This is a genomic window from Streptomyces tirandamycinicus (assembly GCF_003097515.1).
Lineage (GTDB): Bacteria > Actinomycetota > Actinomycetes > Streptomycetales > Streptomycetaceae > Streptomyces > Streptomyces tirandamycinicus.
Genome location: NZ_CP029188.1, coordinates 228,157 through 246,570, shown reverse-complemented (window position 1 = coordinate 246,570; position 18,414 = coordinate 228,157). Strand labels below are relative to the sequence as shown.

Below are 18,414 nucleotides of genomic sequence, written 5' to 3'. Positions count from 1 at the left end.
TCCCGGTGCGCAGGCCTTCGGCGCGCCCGCGCCGGTCCCCTGAAGAGTCCTTGCCCGCATGCCGCCGCCCGCGCTCGCGGTCCTGGGGCGATCCGCGGGCGCGGCCGGCCCCCGCACGCACCGCGTACGGAGACCGGCCGCGCCCGAACGGCCGCTCACTTGACCGAGCCGGCCATCACCCCCTGGACGAAGTGCCGCTGGAAGGCGAAGAACACCACCACCGGCACGACGAGCGACAGGAAGGCGCCCGGTGCCAGCACGTCGATGTTGCTGCCGAACTGCCGCACCTGGGACTGCAGGGCCACCGTGAGCGGCTGCGACGAGCTGTCCGCGAACAGCAGCGCCACGAGCATGTCGTTCCACACCCACAGGAACTGGAAGATCGCCAGACTGGCGATCGCCGGACGGCCCACCGGCAGCACCAGCCGGGTGAAGATGCGCCACTCGCTGCCGCCGTCCATCCGCGCCGCCTCCAGCATCTCGCGGGGGATGTCCGCGAAGTAGTTGCGCAGCAGGAAGATGGCGAAGGGCAGCCCGTAGGCCACATGGAAGAGCACCACACCCGGAATCGTGCCGAACAGCCCGAGCTGGCCGAAGAGCTTGGCGACCGGCAGCAGCCCCACCTGGACCGGCACCACCAGCAGCGCCACCACCAGCAGGAAGATCCAGTCGCGGCCCGGGAAGTCCAGCCAGGCGAAGGCGTATCCGGCGAGCGCCGCGAGGACGATGACCAGGGCGGTCGCCGGGACCGAGATCAGTACGGTGTTCCAGAACGCCTGGGTGATCCCGGCGTTGCCCAGCAGCTGCGTGTAGTTGTCGAACGACAGCTGAGCGGGACCGGCCAGCGCGGTCCACCAGCCGCTGCTCGCGTTGTCCTGGGCCGAGCGCAGCGAGGACAGCAGCAGCCCCGCGAGCGGGGTGATCCAGACCAGGCCGACCACCACCAGGAGCGCCTGGACCGCGCCGTTGCCGAGCCAGCGGCCCAGCCGGCCGCCGGACTTCGCCCGTGCCGTCCCGCTCGGGGCGGCCGGCTCCTTCAAGGGCGCGGGACCGGGGGCGGGACCGGTCGCCGGATCGGTGGCGGCGGCGCTCATCGCTGGCTCCTTCGGAAGCGGCGGACGTTGAAGACCATGGCGGGGATCACCAGCAGCAGGAGCAGGACGCCCAGTGCGCTGCCGAGCCCCTGGTCGTTGCCGCCGCCGAAGGACACCAGCCACATCTGGGTCGCCAGCACCGTGGCGTCCTGCTGCACCGGCCCGGGCGCGATGATGTAGACGAGGTCGAAGACCTTCATCACGTTGATCACCAGCGTCACGAAGACCACGGTGAGGATCGGCGCCAGCAGCGGGACGGTGATCCTGCGGAAGACCTGCCACTCGTTGGCCCCGTCCATCCGGGCCGCCTCGAGCGCGTCGCGCGGCAGCGAGGACAGCCCCGCGCCGATCAGCACCATCGCGAACCCGGTCCAGATCCACAGGTACGCGCCGATGATGGCCGGGGTGACCAGGGCGGGCCCGAGCCAGGAGATCCCCTCGTAGGGCGGCGCGAAGTTCTCCGCGGGCAGCCGCACCGTGTAGGAGCCGGCCTCCAGGCCCCGGAAGGCGAAGGAGCCGTCGGCCGCGGTGGTGGCGGTGGCGGCGGTCCTGCCGCCTTGGACCGCCTCGACGGTCATCCCGGGCAGCCCGCTCTCCTCCCGGTCGACCTTGCCCCGCTCGCCGCCTCCGCCGGGGGTGAAGTCCAGGTAGACCACGCCGGACAGGGCGTCGGCGCCGGCCTTCCCCGCCGCCGCCCCGTGCGCCGGGCGGGCGTCCTCGGGGAGGTCTGCGGGCTTCACTCCCACGAGCCCGAGGGCGAGGGTGTCGCCCGGCGAGGCGGATCCGGTCGTGGTGTAGGACCCGTCGGGCGCCTTGGCCAGGCCCTGGCCGTCCCGGGCGCGTGCGGTCGGGTACGACGAGGAGTCGGCGAACGCGTCGTGCACCCCGACCACGGCCGCGTTGAGCACTCCCTTGTCCGGGTCCTCCTCGTAGGCGAGGCGGAAGATGATGCCTGCGGCGAGGAAGGACACGGCCATCGGCATGAACAGCAGCAGCTTGAACGCCGTGGCCCAGCGGACCTTCTCCACCAGGACGGCCAGGACCAGCCCCAGCCCGGTGAGCAGCGTCGGCGCGACGACGACCCAGATGGCGCTGTTGCGCACGGCCGTGAGGGTGGCGGGGTCGCGGAACATCTCGGTGTAGTTGCCGGCGCCGACGAACCGGGTGCCGGAGGCGTCGAAGAGGCTGCGCCCCACCGAGAACAGCACCGGATAGACCACGAGGGCGCCGAGCAGCAGCAGCGCCGGCAGCGCGAAGGCCAGGGCGACGAGGCGCCGGCGCCGCCGGGCGCGGTGCCGCGGATCGGCGGCCCGGGGCCGCCCCGCGGACGGGGCGGCGCCGGGTGCGGTGACTGCGGTCATGAGCCGTCAGCCCTTGTACGCCTTGGCCGCGGCGTCCTCGAGACGGGCCGCGGTGGCCTTCGGGTCGGACGGGTCGCGCAGGAAGTCCTGCAGCAGCTTCCACTCGCCCGCGCCCTTGGTGCCGCCGAAGGCCGCGGGGGCCTGGTCGGACATGTCGAAGCGGACGGAGTCACCGGCGTCGATCAGCGACTTGGCCGTCTCACGGGTGGTGTCGTCGCCGTAGGCGGCGAGGTCGAGCTTCTTGTTGGGGGAGAGGAAGCCGCCCGCCTCGGCCCAGACCGCCGCCGCCTCCGGGGTCGCCAGGTACTCCAGGAACGCCATCGCGGCCTTCTGGTTCTTGCCGTCCTTGAGCACGACCGCCGCGTCGCCGCCGGAGACGACCGGGGCCTTGCCGCCGTCGACCGCGGGGAAGGGGAAGAAGTCGGCGTCCTCGCCGATCTTCTTGCCGAACTGGTCCTTGGCGACACCCGCGACGAAGTCGCCCTCGTAGACCATGCCCGCCTCGGGGTCGGGGCCGAAGACCTTCTCGACCGAGCCGGGGAAGTCGGTGGCGAGCGCGCCCTTCTGGCCGCCGGCGATCAGCTCCTTGTCGGAGAACAGCTCGCCGAGGGTGGTGAGCGCGTTCACCACGCTGGGGTCGGTCCACTTCAGCGTGTGGGCGGCGAGCTGGTCGTACTTCTCCGGACCGGCCTGGGAGAGGTAGATGTTCTCGAACCAGTCGGTGAGGGTCCAGCCGTCCTCGCCGGCGACGGCGAAGGCGGGCAGGCCCGAGTCGGAGACGGCCCGGCCGGCCTTGAGCATGTCCGCGTACGTGGCCGGCGGCTTGACGCCCGCCTGGTCCAGCGCGTCCGGGCTGTACCAGACGGTCGACTTGTGGGCGGCCTTGAAGTACAGGCCGTACAGCGAGCCGTCGACGCTGCCGTAGTTCTTCCACACCGGAGCGAAGTCGGCGTCGACGGACTTCTCGGCGGTCTTGGACAGCGGGGTGAGCCAGCCGCTCTTGGCGAACTGCTGGAGCACACCGACCTGGGGGACCATCACCACGTCGGGGGCGTTGCCGCCCTCGATCTTGCTGCCGACCACGGTGGAGACGTTGTCGCCGGTGGAGACGAACTGCGTCTTGGCGCCGGTCTTCTCGGCGAAGGCGTCCAGCACCTTCTGGAAGTTCTTCTGCTCGGCGCCGGACCAGACCGCGGCGACCGTGATCGTCTGGCCGCCGAGCGACTTGTCGCCACCGCCGGCCGGGGCCACGGGGTCGCCGCCGCAGGCGGTCGCGCCGAGGGCGAGGGCCAGGGCGGTGCATCCGGCGAGCATCGTGCGTCGTGGGTTCATGGCGGGAATTCCTTACCGGTCGGGGAAACGGACGGAGCGTCGAAGGAGGTACGGGACGGGTGCCGCTGGGTGGGACGGGTGCGGCTGGACGGCACGGGTGCGGACGGGCGGGGTCGTTCCGCGGGTCACTCGGCGGGTCACTCGGTGGTCCCGTCGCCGATCCACCAGGCGGCGGTGGATCCCGGCAGCGCACCGGGCGGGCAGGGGCCGCTGGCCAGCAGCGGCGCACCGGAGACGGGAGCGGGTACGGGGGCGGTGCCGAAGTTGACGGCACAGACCAGCCCGTCCCCCCGGACGAAGGCGAGCACGTCGGGCGGGGAGTCGAGCCAGCGCAGGCTGCCCTCGCCGAGCTGCGGCAGACCGCGGCGCAGCTGGAGCCCGTCGCGGTAGAGGTGCCAGAACGAGCGGGTGTCGGCGAGCGCGCGGTCGGTGGCGTGCCGGGCGAACCAGCCGGGCTGCGGCAGCCACGGCTTGGCTCCCTCGGCGCCGGAGGTGAACCCGAACGGCGACGCGTGGCCGGACCACGGCAGCGGTACCCGGCAGCCGTCGCGGATCCGCGCCCGGCTGCCGGTGCGGCGGAAGATCGGGTCGGTGAGCACCTCGTCGGGCAGGTCCACGACCTCCGGCAGACCCAGCTCCTCGCCCTGGTAGATGTAGGCGGCGCCGGGGAGCGCCAGCATCAGCAGTGCCGCGGCGCGGGCGCGGGCCGAGCCGAGCCCGCTGGACTCGGTGCCGCACTCCCCGTACCGGGTCACGGTGCGGACCTGGTCGTGGTTGTTCAGCACCCAGGTGACGGTGGAACCGGTGCCCGCGATGTCCGACATCGCCTCGGCGACGACCTTGCGGAACGCGGCGGCGTCCCAGGGCGCGCTCAGCAGGTCGAAGAAGAAGGCCTGGTGGAGCTCGTCCGGCCGGACGTAGCGGGCGTGCTCCCGCGCGGTCGGCACGGACACCTCGCCGACCAGCAGGCGCTCCCGGCCGTCCCGGACGGTGTACTCCTCGCACACCGACCGCCAGTGGCGCCACACGTCGTGCACCTCGGGCTGGTTCCAGGCGAGGGGGTTGACGGAGTCGCGGGTGCGCGCGTCGGCCTCCGGGTCGGGGGAGTCGGGCAGCTCCGGGTGCTTGAACAGGCCGGCGGCGACGTCGATCCGGAACCCGTCGACGCCCCGGTCGAGCCAGAAGCGCAGCACCTGCTCGAAGTGGGCACCGGTCTCGGGGTTGCGCCAGTTCAGATCGGGCTGCTCGGGCGTGAACATGTGCAGGTACCACTGGCCGGGGCTGCCGTCCGCCTCGGTCACGCGGCTCCACGCCGGGCCGCCGAACATCGCGTGCCAGTTGTTGGGCGGTACGTCACCGCCGGGGCCGCGGCCCTCGGCGAAGTGGAAGCGGGCGCGGGCCGCGCTTCCCGGTCCGGTGGCGAGGGCCTCGCGGAACCACGCGTGCTCGCTGGAGCAGTGGTTCGGGACGATGTCCAGCAGCACCTTGATGCCGAGCCGGTGCGCGGCGGTGATCAGCAGCTCGAACTCGGCCAGGTCGCCGTAGACCGGGTCCACGTCGCAGTAGTCGGCGACGTCGTAGCCGTGGTCGTGCTGCGGCGAGGGGTAGAAGGGGCTCAGCCATATGCCGTCGACGCCGAGCTTCTTCAGGTAGGGCAGTCCGGCGCGCACCCCGGCGAGGTCGCCGATCCCGTCGCCCGTGCTGTCCAGGAAGCTGCGGACGTACACCTGGTAGATCACCGCGTCGCGCCACCAGCGGTGCCGGGGGCGGTGCGAGAGGCCGTGGCCGGCCGTGGCTGTGAGCGTCACCCGTTGACCTGTTTCTCCGTGAAGGGTGCCCGCGACCAGAAGGTCAGCGGTTATGCATGCATGTTAAGTAACGGTGTCGAGAGGGTGTCAACGGTTGTGCAGGAATGCCGAGGAAGTTGGGGTGAATGTCGGAAATGTCCGCGCCGTTCGCGACCGGGACGATGTGGTCCCGTTACCTAACAGGTAGGTAAGTGGCGGGTGGGGTGGGCCGGGGGTCAGCCCCGGCGGGTGACCGCCGACAGCTCCCGGGAGAGCCGGCGCACCGACTCGGCCGGGTCCTGGTGCTGCGCCATCGCGTCGTGCACCACGGCCTGCACGGCCAGGCTCACCTGCTCGTACCGGGCGCTCTTGGGCCGCGGCGCCGCGGACAGCACACTGGCGCGCAGGGTGGGCAGATAGGGGAACCGCCGGATCAGCTCGGGATCCCGGTACAGCTCCGCCCGCACCGGCGGCAGCGCGCCCTCGGTGAGCACCTTGCGCTGCACGGGCGCGCTGGTGAGGTAGGCGATGAGATCGCTCGCCGACTCCGGGTGCCGGGCGCGGGCGCTGACCGCGAGGTTCGACCCGCCGAGGACGCTGGTCCCCGGGCCGTCGGGCCCGGGCAGCGGCACCGCGCCGAACTTCCCCGCCACCCGCGAGTCCGCCCCGGAGGCCCCGGCGTACGCGTAGGGCCAGTTGCGCAGGAAGAGCAGCCGGCCGTCCTGGAAGGCCTGCCGGGACTCCTCCTCCTTGTAGGTCAGCGCCTCCCTGGGGATCCAGCCGTCGCGCACCCCGCGGGCGAGGAAGCCGAGACCGGTGCGGGCCGCCGGGGAGTCGACGGTGACCTCGCCGTCGTCGCCGAGGATGGAGCCCCCGGCCGAGTACACCGCCTCCGTCGCGTTGACGGTGAGGCCCTCGTACGGCAGGAACTGCCCGGCGTAGCCGCCGAGCCCGTGCCGGGGCGCGAGCGTCCGCGCCTGGCGCTCCAGCTCCGCCCAGGTGCGCGGCGGCGGCTCGCCCGCACCGTCGAGCACGTCCTTGCGGTAGTAGAGCATCCCCGCGTTGGTCACATACGGGACGGCGTACAGCCTGTCCTCGTACTTCGCCGTGCCGAGCACCGGCGGCAGGAAGCTGCCGAGCGGGAACCGGTCCGCGTCCAGCGGGGCGATCCAGCCCGCGGCGGCGAACTCAGAGGTCCACGCCACGTCCATGTTGAGGATGTCGTACCGGCCGTCGCCGGAGCGCAGCCCCGTCGTCAGCTGCGCCCGCGTCTCGTCCGCGGAGTCCGGCAGCTCGACCAGCGTGACCCGCTCGTCGGGGTGACCGCGGTTCCAGCCCTCGAGCAGCGGGCCGAGATAGCCGGTGAGATCGCCCGCGGTGGCCAGGGTCATCGGGCCGCGCCCGTCGCCCGGGGCGGCCCCGGCGGAGCCCGTGCCCGCCCCGGCACCCGCCGAGACGTGCCCCGCGAGCACCACCGCCGCGACCAGGAGCCCCCTACCGGCGGCACGTATCCACCGCATAGGTTCCTCCCGTGCACCGGCGCGGTCCTCGTCGACCGCGTCCAGGGCATGTATACCCGTTAGGCATGGGCGATACTAGGGCCCGTATCGGATGACGAGAGCGATCCGGGCCACACCGCACGACGGGCGGCGGACCGCCCTCGGCCGGCCGGAGTACCGCTCCCGGCCGGCCGGCGGACAACAGGGAGGAGGGGAGCGCGCGTGCGTCTGCCCCTGCTGGCTCTGCTGTCCCGGGGGCCCGCGCACGGCTACGAGCTGAAGCAGGACCTTGAGCAACTGCTGGGTGCCGCGTACCCTCAGCCCAACGTCGGCCAGATCTACGTGACGCTCGGGCGCCTGGAGAAGTCGGGGCTTATCGAGGGCGAGGAAGTCGCCCAGTCCAGCCGGCCCAACAAGAAGATCTACCGCCTCACCGACGCCGGGACGGAGGCGCTGCGCGCCTGGTTCGAGGAGACGGCGGACGAGCCGCGGGTGCGGGACGAGTTCTTCATGAAGCTCGCCCTCGCCCCGAGGACCGGGCTCGCCGACCAGATCGCCCTCATCAACAAGCAGCGACGCGAGTACCTCAACACCATGCGCAACCTGTCGAAGCTGTCCGCGACCGAGGACCGGGACAACCGCATCGCCCAACTCCTGATCGAGGGAGCCATGCTGCACCTGCAGGCCGATCTCGACTGGCTGGAGCGCTGCCAGGAGGAGCTGGAGGGGCTGGAATGAGCCGCACCGCCGACCCGGACGACGCCTCCCGGGTCCCGCTGCTGCGCGCCGAGGGGCTCGTCAAGACCCACTACGGCGAGGGCGCCCCGGCCCACGCCGTGCGCGGGGTGGACCTGTCCGTACGCCACGGGGAGTTCGTCGCCGTCACGGGCCCCTCCGGGGCCGGCAAGTCCACCCTGCTGCACCTGCTCGGCGGGCTGCAGCGGCCCGACAGCGGAAGCATCCGGCTCGACGGCGAGTGCACCGACTCCTACAGCGAGGCCCGGTGGGCGACCGAGCGGCGCCGCCGCATCGGCATCGTCTTCCAGTTCTTCAACCTGGTGTCCAACCTCACGGTCGCCGACAACGTCGAGCTGCCCGCTCTGCTGGCCGGCACCGGCCCCCGCCAGGCGCGGGCCGAGCGCGAGAAGCTGCTGGCCGAGCTGGGGCTGGAGGGCAAGGCCCGCAGCATGCCGGGCGAGCTGTCCGGCGGTGAGCAGCAGCGGGTGGCGCTGGCCCGCGCCCTGGTCAACCACCCCCGGCTGCTGCTGGCCGACGAGCCGGCCGGCAGCCTCGACAGCAAGGGCACCCGCGAGGTGATGCGTCTGCTGTCCCGCTTCCACCAGCGCGGCCAGACGATCCTGCTCGTCACCCATGACGCGCGGCTCGCCAGCGCCGCCGACCGGGTCATCAGCTTCTTCGACGGCCGCATAGCCGACGACGCCGAGCTGGGCGGCGCCCCCGCCCGGGGCACCGGACTGTCCGGCGTCCTCGAACTGAAGGACTGACCGTGCGGGCCACCCTGCGCTGGGCGCACGCCGATCTGCGCACCCACCGGGGCGAGGCGCTGTTCCTCGTCTCCGCCACCGCGGGCATCGTCGCGGCCCTGCTGCTCGCGGTCGCGCTGTTCGGCTACGCCACCAACCCCTGGCAGCGGGTCTTCGCGCAGTCCCACGGAGCCCATGTCTGGATCCGCACCGGGCCCTCCGCCGACCCCGCCCGGCTCGCCGCCCTCGACGGCGTGGCGGCCGTGTCCGGCCCGTTCCGCACCTCCGCGGCGACCCTGGCCTCGCCCGGCGCCCGGGCCTCCGTCGAACTCCGCGGCGCCGGAGCCGAGCCGCCCGCCACCGGACGCCCCCTGATCACCTCCGGCCGCTGGCTCACCCCCGCGACCCCCGACGGCGTCGTCCTGGAGAGCAGCCTGGCCCGCGCGCTCGTCGCCGGCCCCGGCGACAGCCTCACCGTCCCCGGCACCGGCCGCACCGTCACCGTCGTCGGCATCGCCGACAGCGCCGAACCGCGCTACCGGCCCGGCGAGCGCCCCGGCACCGTCTGGGCCCTGCCCGCCCAGGTGCGCGGCACCGGCGAGAGACCCGGCCAGCTCGTGGGTCTGCTGCTCACCGACCCCGGCGACACCGACTACGCCGTCCAGCGCGCCGTCACCCTGCTCGGCGCCGGGGCCGTCACCGACGTCTCCAACTGGAAGCAGGCCCGCGCGGAGGCCCAGGGGGACACCCGGCTGCTCGGCCAGGTCCTCGGCCTCTTCGGGCTGGGCGCGCTGCTCGCGGCCGCACTCGCCGTCTACGGCGCCATCAGCACCCGGGTCCGCGGCCACCTCAGGGACATCTCCGTACTCAAGGCCATCGGCTTCACCCCCGGGCAGGTGGTGCGCGCCTTCCTGGTGCAGCACCTGGCCTTCGCCGTCCTCGGCGCCCTGGCCGCCACGGTGCTGATCGAGACCCTGGGCGGCGCCCTGCCCGGCCGGCTCGGCGAAGCGGTCGGCGTCTGGCAGGGGCTGCCGGGGCACACCGCCGCACTGCCGGCCGTACCCGTCGCCGCGGTGCTGTTCATCGGAGCCACCACCGGCCTCGCCGCCTGGCGGGCCGGCCGGGTGCCCCCGGTGCCCGTACTCCCCGCCGGGAAGGCCCCGGGCGGCCGGCTGTCCGGCCCCGCCCGCAGGGCCCTCGGGCTCGGGCTGCCCCCGGCCCTCGTCCTCGGCTGGCACCGGGCCTTCGCCCGCGGACCGCAGACCCCCGCCACCATCGTCCGGCTGGCCCTGCCGCTGCTGCTGATCACCGTGGCGCTGAGCGCATGGACCACCATCGCGCGCTTCGACAGCGAACCGGAGCACCTCGGACTGCCCTCGGCCCTGACCGCCCGCGCGGACCGCGGCCTCGCCGACCGCGAGGCGGCGGCGCTGCTCGACGGCCACCCGCAGGTCGTGGCCGCCCACCCGGGCGTGGAGGCGGCCGCGCTCGTCCCCGGCCAGACCGGCACGATCGCGCTCCGCGGCCTCGGCACCCGCGAGCGGCCGTACCCGTTCACGGTCGTCGAGGGCCGGGCCGCCGACGGCCCCGACGAGGCGGTGGCCGGACAGGGCCTGCTCGACCTGCTCGGAGTGCAGGTCGGGGACTGGGTGCGGATGACCGTCGGGGGCCACCCCCAGGTCCTGCACATCGTGGGCCGCAGCATCGAACCGGAGAACGGCGGCCGGACCATCTCCACCTCGCTCGACACCCTCCGCGAGAACGACCCCGCCCTGCGGGCGACCCTCTACCAGCTCCAGCTGCGGCCGGGAGCCGATCCGGCCGGGGTGCGCGCCGAGCTGACCGAGGCGTCGCAGGGGCGGCTCGACATCCACGAGGTCACCAGCCCGGCCGACCGGCTCTCCACGATGCGGGGCGTCGTCGCCGGGCTCATCGCCGTGCTCGCCCTGATCGGTCTCACGGAGCTGTCCACCGCGATCGGCGGGAGTGTGCGGGACGGCGAGCGCGACCTGCTCGCCCTGAAGGCGATCGGGCTGTCGCCCCGCCAGATCACCGCGGTCACCGTGACCGCGGTCGGCTGCACCGCGCTGGCCGCCGCGGTGGCGGGTGCGGGCCTCGGGGTTCCCCTGGCCCGGTGGCTGATCGACACCGAGGGCCGCTCCAGCGGCATCGGCGCCGGTGTCGCGCAGGCCCCGTCACCGCTCCACCTGGTGCTGCTCGCGACCGCCGCGGTCCTCGGCGCGATCGCGCTGGCGGCGCTGCCCGCCTCCCGCGCGGCGCGCCGCCGGCTGATGGACACCCTCAGCGCGGCGGCCTGAGCGCCCCGCGCCTCCCGGAGCCGGCCGCCGCTCGGCGATCGATTTTCCGTCGCACCGGCGCCGCCGCGCCCCGGCCCGGCACGCGGCACCGGGCCGTCCGCCCGGATAGGCCGTGAGATCACCGCCGATCACCGCCGATCACCGCGGGCGACCGGGCCTGAGCCGGGGTGCCGGGGCGTCGGGGAGCCGAGTTGCCGGGGCGCCGTGGTGCAGCGGGGCCCTCGGGTCACCGGGTGCGCGCGTAGTGGCGGCGCGCCTTCTCGCGGTTGCCGCATACGGCCATCGAAAAGAGGAGTCCTGACACGCCACCCCCGCCGGTCCCCGGCCCGGCGGGGCGCAGGCCGCGCGGCACCTCAGAGCAGCTCGGTGTCGAAGACCCGCAGCAGGGCCTCCCCGTCGGCCTCGGTGCCCGGAGCGTCCCCCGGCAGCGGCTGCTCGGCCCAGATGATCTTGCCGTCGGACGTGTACCGCGTGCCCCAGCGCTCGGACAGCTGGGCCACCAGGAAGAGCCCGCGCCCGCCCTCGTCCGTCGTCGCGGCGTACCGAAGGTGCGGCGAGGTACTGCTGCCGTCGGCGACCTCGCAGGTGAGGCCCTGGTCGTACAGCAGCCGCACCCGGATGGGCTGGGTGCCGTAGCGGATCGCGTTCGTGAGCAGCTCGCTGAGGATCAGCTCCGTACCGAACGCCATCGCCTCCAGCCCCCACTCCACCAGCTTCGCGCCGGCGGCGGCGCGCATCCCGGCGACCGCGCTCGGAGCCGACGGCACGTCCCACTCGGCGACCCGGTCCGGGCCGAGGGCGCGGGTACGCGCGATGAGCAGCGCCACGTCGTCCTTCGGGCGGGCCGGCAGCATCGCCTCCAGAACCCCCCGGCACATCTGCTCCGGTGTCCCGTCCGTGTGCGCGAGAGCGCTGCGCAGCAGCTCGATCCCGACGTCGATGTCGCGGCTGCGGTCCTCGATGAGCCCGTCCGTGTAGAACACCAGCCGGGTGCCCTCGGGGATCTCGAGCACCTCGCTCTCGAACGGCATGCCGCCGAGACCGAGCGGCGGACCCGCCGGGAGCTCGGGGAACTCGACACTGCCGTCCGGGCGGACCAGCGCCGGCAGCGGATGCCCGGCCCGGGCCATGGTGCACTGCCGCGACACCGGGTCGTAGATCGCGTACAGGCAGGTCGCGCCGGTCATCGCCGGCCCGTCGGGACTGCCGCCGGGGCCCATCTCGTCCTGGTCGATACGGCCGACGAGATCGTCGAGATGGCCCAGAAGCTCGTCGGGGGGCAGATCGAGCGTGGAGAAGTTGTGCACCGCGGTCCGCAGCCGCCCCATCGTCGCCGCCGCGTGCAGCCCGTGGCCCACCACGTCGCCGACGACCAGGGCCACCCGGCTGCCCGGCAGCGGGATCACGTCGAACCAGTCGCCGCCCACCCCGGACTGGGCCGGCAGATAGCGGTGGGCCACCTCGACGGCGCTGTGCTCCGGCAGCGCCCTCGGCAGAAGGCTGCGCTGGAGCGTCACGGCCAGCGCGTGCTCACGCGTGTACCGGCGGGCGTTGTCCACGGACACCGCGGCCCGGGCGACCAGCTCCTCGGCGAGGGACAGGTCGTCCTCCTCGAAGGGACCGGGCTTCTCCGAGCGCCAGAAGTTGGCGACCCCCAGGACGACACCGCGGGCCTGCAGCGGCACGGTGATGAGCGAGTGGATGCCGTACTCGACGATCGCCTTCGTGCGCTCGGGGTCCTGCGCGCGCCAGCCCAGCGCCCTGGACAGGTCCGGCACCACCTCGGCCCGGCCGGTGCCCATCCCGCGCGCCTGGGGCGTGGAGGGCAGGAACGCGAACTGCCTGCCGCGCTCGTAGAGCGGATGGTCGTCGCGGATGCCGTTGACGGCGACGCGGCGCATGTCGCCCGCGGCTCCGTTGGGCTCCTCCCCGTCGAGCACGGGGCGCGCGAGGTCGACGGTGACGTAGTCCGCGAAGGAGGGGACGGCGACCTCGGCCAGTTCCTCGGCCGTCCTGGCCACGTCCAGCGTGGTGCCGATCCCCACGCCGGCGTCGTACAGCAGCTGGAGCCGCTTGCGCGCCACCTCGGCCCGGCCCGTCAGCGCCTGCAGCTCGGTGGAGTCGCGGATCGTCGCCACGGTGCCCAGCGGACCACCGGGGCCGTCGGTGGAGCGCTGGTTGACCACCAGCAGCCGGTCGCCGGCCGTCAGCACCTCGTCCGTGGCCGTCCTACCGGAGGCCAGCAGCCCGGCCGTGGAGGGCTCGAGACCGGCCAGGTCGCGCACGGGCCGGCCCTCGGAGTCGGGGCCCAGGCCGAGCAGGCGCCGGGCCTCGTCGTTGGCGAGCAGCAGCGTGCCGTCCCCGCCGACGATCACCACGCCTTCCCGTACCGCGTGGAGGACGGCGTCATGGTGCTCGTACATACGCGTCATCTCGACCGGGCCGAGCCCGCGGGTCTGGCGCTTCAGACGCCTGGTGGCCAGGGCCGTGCCCGCCGTCGCCAGGGCGAGACCCGCGGCTCCCGTGCCGAGGATGACCGGAAGCTGCCGGTTCACCGCGCCCGTCACGTTGCGGACGGTCAGACCGGCCGAGACCAGCGCCTCGACCTTGCCGTCCGGGCCGTTGACCGGGACGACCGCCTGGACCTCCTTGCCCAGCGGGCCGTCCACGCTCTCCAGCAGCACCTCGCCCCGCAGGGACGGTTCGATGGTGCCGACGAAGCGGTGCCCGATCCGCTCCGGCAGGGGGTGGGTGTACCGGATTCCGTTGGTGTCCATGACGACGATGAAGTCGACGCCGGCGCGCTTGCGTGCCTCCTCGGTGATCGGCTGGAGGACGCGGGCGGGGTCGGGGGACTCCAGGGCGGTGAGCAGGCCGGGGGAGTGGGCGAACGTTTCGGCGACGGCGACGGACCGGTTGCGGGCCTCGCGGTCCGCGTCGTGCCGGGTCTGCAGGACCAGGGCGAGGATCGTCCCGAGGACGAGCAGGACCACGACCGCCACCTGGAGGACGAATACCTGCCCGGCGACGCTCTTGGGGCGTTTGCCGATCAGTGGCCGAACCGACACGCCCCGCAATCGGTCGACGGGCCTGATCACGCTGTCCTTTCTAGCACCGCATGGCCCCATCGGGCCATACACGTCCCACAGGTGCGGCCTGGCAGGTTCCGGCCGGGGAAGCGGGATTCATCCGCAGGTGTAGGTGAACTCCGCCGACGCGTCGTGCTCGGAGGGCGAGCTGAGACGCAGCGAGGCGCGGGCCCGGTACGCCCCTTCGCCGTGGAACGTCCACAGCAGACGCAGCCGCGCCCGGTCCTGCCCGCGCGCCAGCCGCTCCGTCAGCTCCTCGGACGCGGTGCCGTCGTTGCGCACCCAGCGGTACGTCAGCGTGCCCGGCCTGCCGTCGGTGCGCACCACGGCCGTGACGACGGCGGTGCCGTCGCAGCCCGGGCCTGCGGGGTCGGTGTCCACCGTGACTCCCGTGACCGTGGGGCCGGGTCCGTAGCGCTGCCAGCCGAGGAGAAGGAGGACGGCGAGCAGGATGACGGCCGCCGGGGCGTAGCGGCGGAGTCCGGCCGGCCGTGACGCTCCGGCGCCGTCCGGCTGCGCCGCGGCGCCGGGCAGCGTGCCCGAGTGCCACACGGCGGTCGTCCGGTCCTGCTCGAACCTCTCCCGTGCGGCCGCCGTGACGCCGGGGCCGAAGCGCAGTACCGTGCCCTCGACCGCGTCCGGGGGTGTGTCGGGCAGCTCGGACCAGTGGCTGGCGAGCGCGGTGGCGCTGTAGTCCCCGTCGTCCGGCGGTGGGCGGTGCCCCGCACCGCCGGGAGGCGCGGCCCCGGGCGGGGGCGCGGGCGGGGGCGCGGGCGGGGTACGGAAGGGGAGGTGCGGGTCGTTCATCCGATGGTGCACCTCCTGGTCAGGATCTCCTGCTGCGAACCGCCGTTCGCCGCGGCGGGCGAGCCGGTTGCCGTGAGCCGCCAGTAGCAGGCCCCGGGGTTCTGGAAGACGTGCTCGACGACGAGCGTGTACCGTGTCGCGCCCCTCCGCTCGACGGTGCCGCGGGGGCCGTCCGGGGTGCCCGGGCCGCCCTTGGCCGCGGCGGTCGCCCACTCCAGGGCGATGTGCACGGGCCCGGTGCCGTCCGTGACGACCTCGACGGTCGCCGAGGCGGTCTCCGTACCCGTCTGCCGCAGTGACTCGATCGACACGGATGTCACCGAGCTCGCCGGGGGCCGCGGCGGGCTCGAGGTGCCCGGCGGGGCCGTCGAAGGCCCGGGGCCGGTGGGCGGGACGGCGGGGCCGGACGAACCGCCGGTCCCCGCGGGCGACGGCGAGACGGAGGGCGAGACGGACGGCGGGACGGACGGGCCGGAGGGCGAGGCCGAGGCCGAGGGCGACGGCCCGGGCGACGGGGAGCCCCCGGTCGGCGACGGCGTGGCGGAGGCGGGCCCGGCGGTCGCGTCCGGTGCGGCGGGCTCGGCGCTGGTCGTGGCGACCGCCTGTGCCGCCGGGCCGCCCGGGCTCCCCCCGGCCGGCCGCGCCGCGATCACCAGCAGCAGTCCCAGGACGAGCGCGAGCGACGCGGCGAGGAGCCCCTGCCGGTCCGGCCACAGCCCCCCGAGCCGGTGGCCGCGTCCCAGCGAGGTCGTCGCCCGCTCCGCGACCGAGACGGGCGGGGCGGCGGCCGACGGGAACAGCAGCGGCAGCAGCGCCGCCAGCGCCGCGAGTTCACTTCTGCCGCGCTCCTCCCAGTCGGGCCCGGCGGCCGCGCAGGCGACCGCCTCCAGCTCCGCGACGAAGGCCTCCGCGCTCTCCGGCCGCTCCTGGGGCGCCTTCGCCATTCCGCGCGCGACCAGTGGGCGCAGCTCCGCGGGCACGCCCTCGACCGGTACGGGCGCGCTCGTGTGCCGGAGGGCGAGCTCCGCGAAGTTCTCTCCGGAGTACGGCTTGCGACCCGTGACGCACTCGAAGAACGTCGCCGTCGCCGCGTACACATCGGCGGCCGGCGAGGCCGGCCCGCCGCTCCACTGCTCCGGTGCCATGTAGGAGGGCGTGCCCGCGACCCCGGGTGTGGTGCCCCGGCCCGCGGCGATGCCGAAGTCGACCAGCTTCGACGAACCGTCCGGAGCCACCAGCACGTTCTCGGGCTTGTAGTCGCGGTGCACGACCCCCGCCCGGTGCGCCGCCGCCAGCCCCAGCAGGGAGCCCTTGAGTACCACCAGGGCGGGCGCGGCACCGGTCGCGCCCTCCCTGGCCAGCAGGGCGCGCAGCGGTATGCCGTCGACGAGCTCCATGACGATGGCCGCGCCGTCGGGGCACTCGACGTACTCGTACAGCCGGACCACGTGCGGGGAGTCCAGCCCGCTCAGCAGCCGCGCCTCCGCGCGGAAGGCGCGGACGAATGCGTCGTCCCGGCGCAGCCGCTCGGCGAGGTACTTCACCGCGACCGGCGTGCCGGTGGCGTCGTGGACGGCGAGTACGACCCGTCCGCTGCCGCCCGCACCGAGTTCTCTGGACTCGGTGTATCCCGGGACCGTCCATGCGTTCATCCCACCCCCTCGGCGGACGCGGCCGGAGTACACGGCCGGCCGCGCGCGCCGTCCTCCCCACGACAGACACATGAACGGCACCGTCCGGTTCCCGCCGGCGCGCGGCCGGAACCGGCCGGTCATGCGCCGCCCGCGGCAGGCGTCCCTGCGGCGCGGCCGATCAGCGCGTGCAGCCGCTCGGCGGCGGCCCGGCCGAACGACGGGTCGTTGATGTGCGTGGGGAAGTCCACCGTCCGCACCGCGCTGCCGCGCAGCCCCTCCCGCAGTGCCCCGAACAGGGCCGCGTCGGCGTCCGGGTCGTGGTACGGCCCGTCCGGCGCGCCGAGTGTCGACAGCCCGCGCAGGGGTACGCACACCTCGGCCGGGCCCCTGGCGGCGCGCAGCTTCTCCGCGATGCCCCGCCCGAGTTCGGCGCACTCAGCCCGGGTCGTGCGGACCACGGTCACCGACGGGTTGTGCACCCGCACGTCGCGGTCCCGCAGCCGCTCCGGGACCGTGTGCGGAGGGCCGAACTTCACCATGTCCAGGGCGCCGAGGCCCACCACCTGGGGAGTACCCCGGCGACCCGCGGCGGTCAGGCGGCCGGGGCCCGCTGTCATGGTGCCGCCGACCAGTTCGTCCGCCAGCTCACTGAGCGTGAGATCCAGTACGCCCGCGAACAGCCCCTGTCCGGCCAGGGCTTCCAGGGTGCGGCCGCCCGTGCCGCTGACGTGGAACACCAGCACCTCGTAGCCGAGGTCGGTCAGCCGTTCGCGCGCCGCGTCGACCCCGGGTGTCGTGACGCCCGCCATGCTCGCGGCCACCAGCGGCCTGCCGTCCGTCCCCAGCCGGTCCTGCCGGAGCGCCCGGGGGCTCGCGGCGAAACCTTTCGCCATTCCGGCCGCGGCGTCGGCGGCGTTGGCCAGGACCGGGGCCGACACCGAGTTCACCCCGGCGATGTCGACGACGCTGTGCATCATCGTGATGTCTGCGGAGCCGACGTACGGCGCCACATCGCCCGACGCCATCGAGGACACCATCAGCTTCGGCACGCCGAGGGGCAGGGCGCGCATCGCACGGGTCGCGATGGACGTTCCGCCGCTGCCGCCGAGGGCCAGCACCCCGTGCAGCCGCCCGGTCTCGTACAGATCCCGCAGGGTGGCGGCCGCGCCCCGGGCCATCGTGGTCACGGCGGCGCCGCGGTCCCCCTCGGCGCGCAGCCGTTCCAGGTCCGCGCCCGCCGACCGGGCCACCTCGGACCGCGGCACGTCCGCGCGCAGCCGCGGTTCGCCGGTGATCCCGGCGTCGACCACCACCACCTCCAGACCGTGCCGCAGCAACCGCTCGCGCAGCCACGCGTACTCGAGGCCTTTGGTGTCCAGGGTGCCGAGAAGGACGACGATCGCCATCCTGGTACTGTCCGCGAGTCCCGGCGGAGCGGCAAGGGTGCCTCGCACCCCCGGCCCCGAGACCGGGGGCGGCACCCCGCCCGTCCGCCGGACGGGCCGGACCGGCTGTTCACCGTGGAGGTGTGCCATGTCGCGTAACCACCACTTCCACATCGACCGGGGCAACCACTCGATCACCGTCAACGTCGGCCCCGGCCGGACCGGGGGCATCGAGCTCCTGGTCGACGGCAAGGTGATCGCCTACCGGCGGGAGCACGGGACGGGCACGACGGTGCTGAACGGGCTGCTCCCCGACGATCCGGCCCGCGAGTTCGTCGTCCGGGTCCACCAGCCGCACCTGGTCCGGGTGAAGCCCGGCTGCACCGTGGAGCTGGACGGTGTCGAGCTGCCGATGCCGGAGCGGTACACCGCGTTCTGAGCGCCGCCGATCGGTCCCGCCGGGGGTCGCTTTCGAGTGACCCCCGCGGCTCCGTAACGGCTCCGGGTCCCCGCCGTGCCGGAGCATCGCAGTCGGCCGGACTCCCCGCCGGCCCTGGGGCGTTTCCGCGAAGTCCCGCCTGGCCCTCCGGGCAGGCGGCGCCGCCGTGCGGTGCGGCCCAGCCG

At 74.3% G+C, this 18,414-nt stretch carries 13 protein-coding genes; 4 read left to right on the top strand and 9 right to left on the bottom strand.

Annotated features, from left to right (window positions below):
• Window positions 1-155: 155 nt before the first annotated feature.
• From DDW44_RS01075 to DDW44_RS01055, 5 genes are all read right to left on the bottom strand, one after another.
• Window positions 156-1,094 carry a carbohydrate ABC transporter permease gene (locus DDW44_RS01075; RefSeq protein WP_017948959.1) on the bottom strand — a complete coding sequence of 313 codons (939 nt, stop codon included), beginning with the start codon at window positions 1,092-1,094 and terminating at the stop codon, window positions 156-158.
• Window positions 1,091-2,455: a carbohydrate ABC transporter permease gene (locus DDW44_RS01070; protein ID WP_108905239.1), complete on the bottom strand. Its 1,365-nt coding sequence runs from the start codon at window positions 2,453-2,455 to the stop codon at window positions 1,091-1,093. Before DDW44_RS01070 ends, DDW44_RS01075 begins: the two co-directional genes overlap by 4 nt.
• Window positions 2,456-2,461: 6 nt before the next feature.
• Entirely contained in the window at window positions 2,462-3,787 is a 1,326-nt protein-coding gene (locus tag DDW44_RS01065; RefSeq protein ID WP_027732436.1) for an ABC transporter substrate-binding protein, read from the bottom strand.
• 137 nt (window positions 3,788-3,924) lie between these two features.
• Window positions 3,925-5,595 (bottom strand): glycoside hydrolase family 13 protein, encoded by a 1,671-nt coding sequence (locus tag DDW44_RS01060; protein WP_018890986.1) that lies wholly within the window; start codon window positions 5,593-5,595, stop codon window positions 3,925-3,927.
• A gap of 215 nt (window positions 5,596-5,810) precedes the next feature.
• Complete coding sequence (locus DDW44_RS01055) at window positions 5,811-7,094, bottom strand: ABC transporter substrate-binding protein (protein WP_108905238.1); 1,284 nt, start codon at window positions 7,092-7,094, stop codon at window positions 5,811-5,813.
• A gap of 201 nt (window positions 7,095-7,295) precedes the next feature.
• Here DDW44_RS01055 and DDW44_RS01050 point away from each other — a divergent pair, with 201 nt between their 5' ends.
• Genes DDW44_RS01050 through DDW44_RS01040 form a run of 3 tightly spaced genes read left to right on the top strand, consistent with a single transcriptional unit; the run spans window position 7,296 to window position 10,875 of the window.
• Complete coding sequence (locus DDW44_RS01050; RefSeq protein WP_017948954.1) at window positions 7,296-7,811, top strand: PadR family transcriptional regulator; 516 nt, start codon at window positions 7,296-7,298, stop codon at window positions 7,809-7,811.
• The gene (locus tag DDW44_RS01045) at window positions 7,808-8,578 is read left to right on the top strand and encodes an ABC transporter ATP-binding protein (protein ID WP_108905237.1); all 771 of its coding nucleotides are present in this window, start codon (window positions 7,808-7,810) and stop codon (window positions 8,576-8,578) included. The genes DDW44_RS01050 and DDW44_RS01045 overlap by 4 nt, the downstream gene beginning before the upstream one ends.
• 2 nt (window positions 8,579-8,580) lie before the next feature.
• Window positions 8,581-10,875 (top strand): ABC transporter permease, encoded by a 2,295-nt coding sequence (locus DDW44_RS01040; protein ID WP_108905236.1) that lies wholly within the window; start codon window positions 8,581-8,583, stop codon window positions 10,873-10,875.
• 353 nt (window positions 10,876-11,228) lie between these two features.
• On the opposite strand, the gene DDW44_RS01035 is transcribed toward DDW44_RS01040, so the two are convergent.
• From DDW44_RS01035 to DDW44_RS01020, 4 genes are all read right to left on the bottom strand, one after another.
• Window positions 11,229-13,943 (bottom strand): SpoIIE family protein phosphatase, encoded by a 2,715-nt coding sequence (locus tag DDW44_RS01035; RefSeq protein WP_108905235.1) that lies wholly within the window; start codon window positions 13,941-13,943, stop codon window positions 11,229-11,231.
• Between the two features lie 117 nt (window positions 13,944-14,060).
• Window positions 14,061-14,771 carry a hypothetical protein gene (locus DDW44_RS01030; protein WP_108905234.1) on the bottom strand — a complete coding sequence of 237 codons (711 nt, stop codon included), beginning with the start codon at window positions 14,769-14,771 and terminating at the stop codon, window positions 14,061-14,063.
• A complete protein-coding gene (locus DDW44_RS01025) occupies window positions 14,768-16,423 on the bottom strand; it encodes a serine/threonine-protein kinase (RefSeq protein ID WP_108905233.1) in 1,656 nt (551 codons plus the stop codon). Before DDW44_RS01025 ends, DDW44_RS01030 begins: the two co-directional genes overlap by 4 nt.
• A 119-nt stretch (window positions 16,424-16,542) precedes the next feature.
• Complete coding sequence (locus tag DDW44_RS01020) at window positions 16,543-17,811, bottom strand: Tm-1-like ATP-binding domain-containing protein (protein WP_108905232.1); 1,269 nt, start codon at window positions 17,809-17,811, stop codon at window positions 16,543-16,545.
• A 127-nt stretch (window positions 17,812-17,938) separates the two neighbouring features.
• Between DDW44_RS01020 and DDW44_RS01015 the strand changes: the two genes are divergently transcribed.
• The gene (locus DDW44_RS01015) at window positions 17,939-18,229 is read left to right on the top strand and encodes a hypothetical protein (RefSeq protein WP_017948947.1); all 291 of its coding nucleotides are present in this window, start codon (window positions 17,939-17,941) and stop codon (window positions 18,227-18,229) included.
• Window positions 18,230-18,414: the final 185 nt, after the last annotated feature.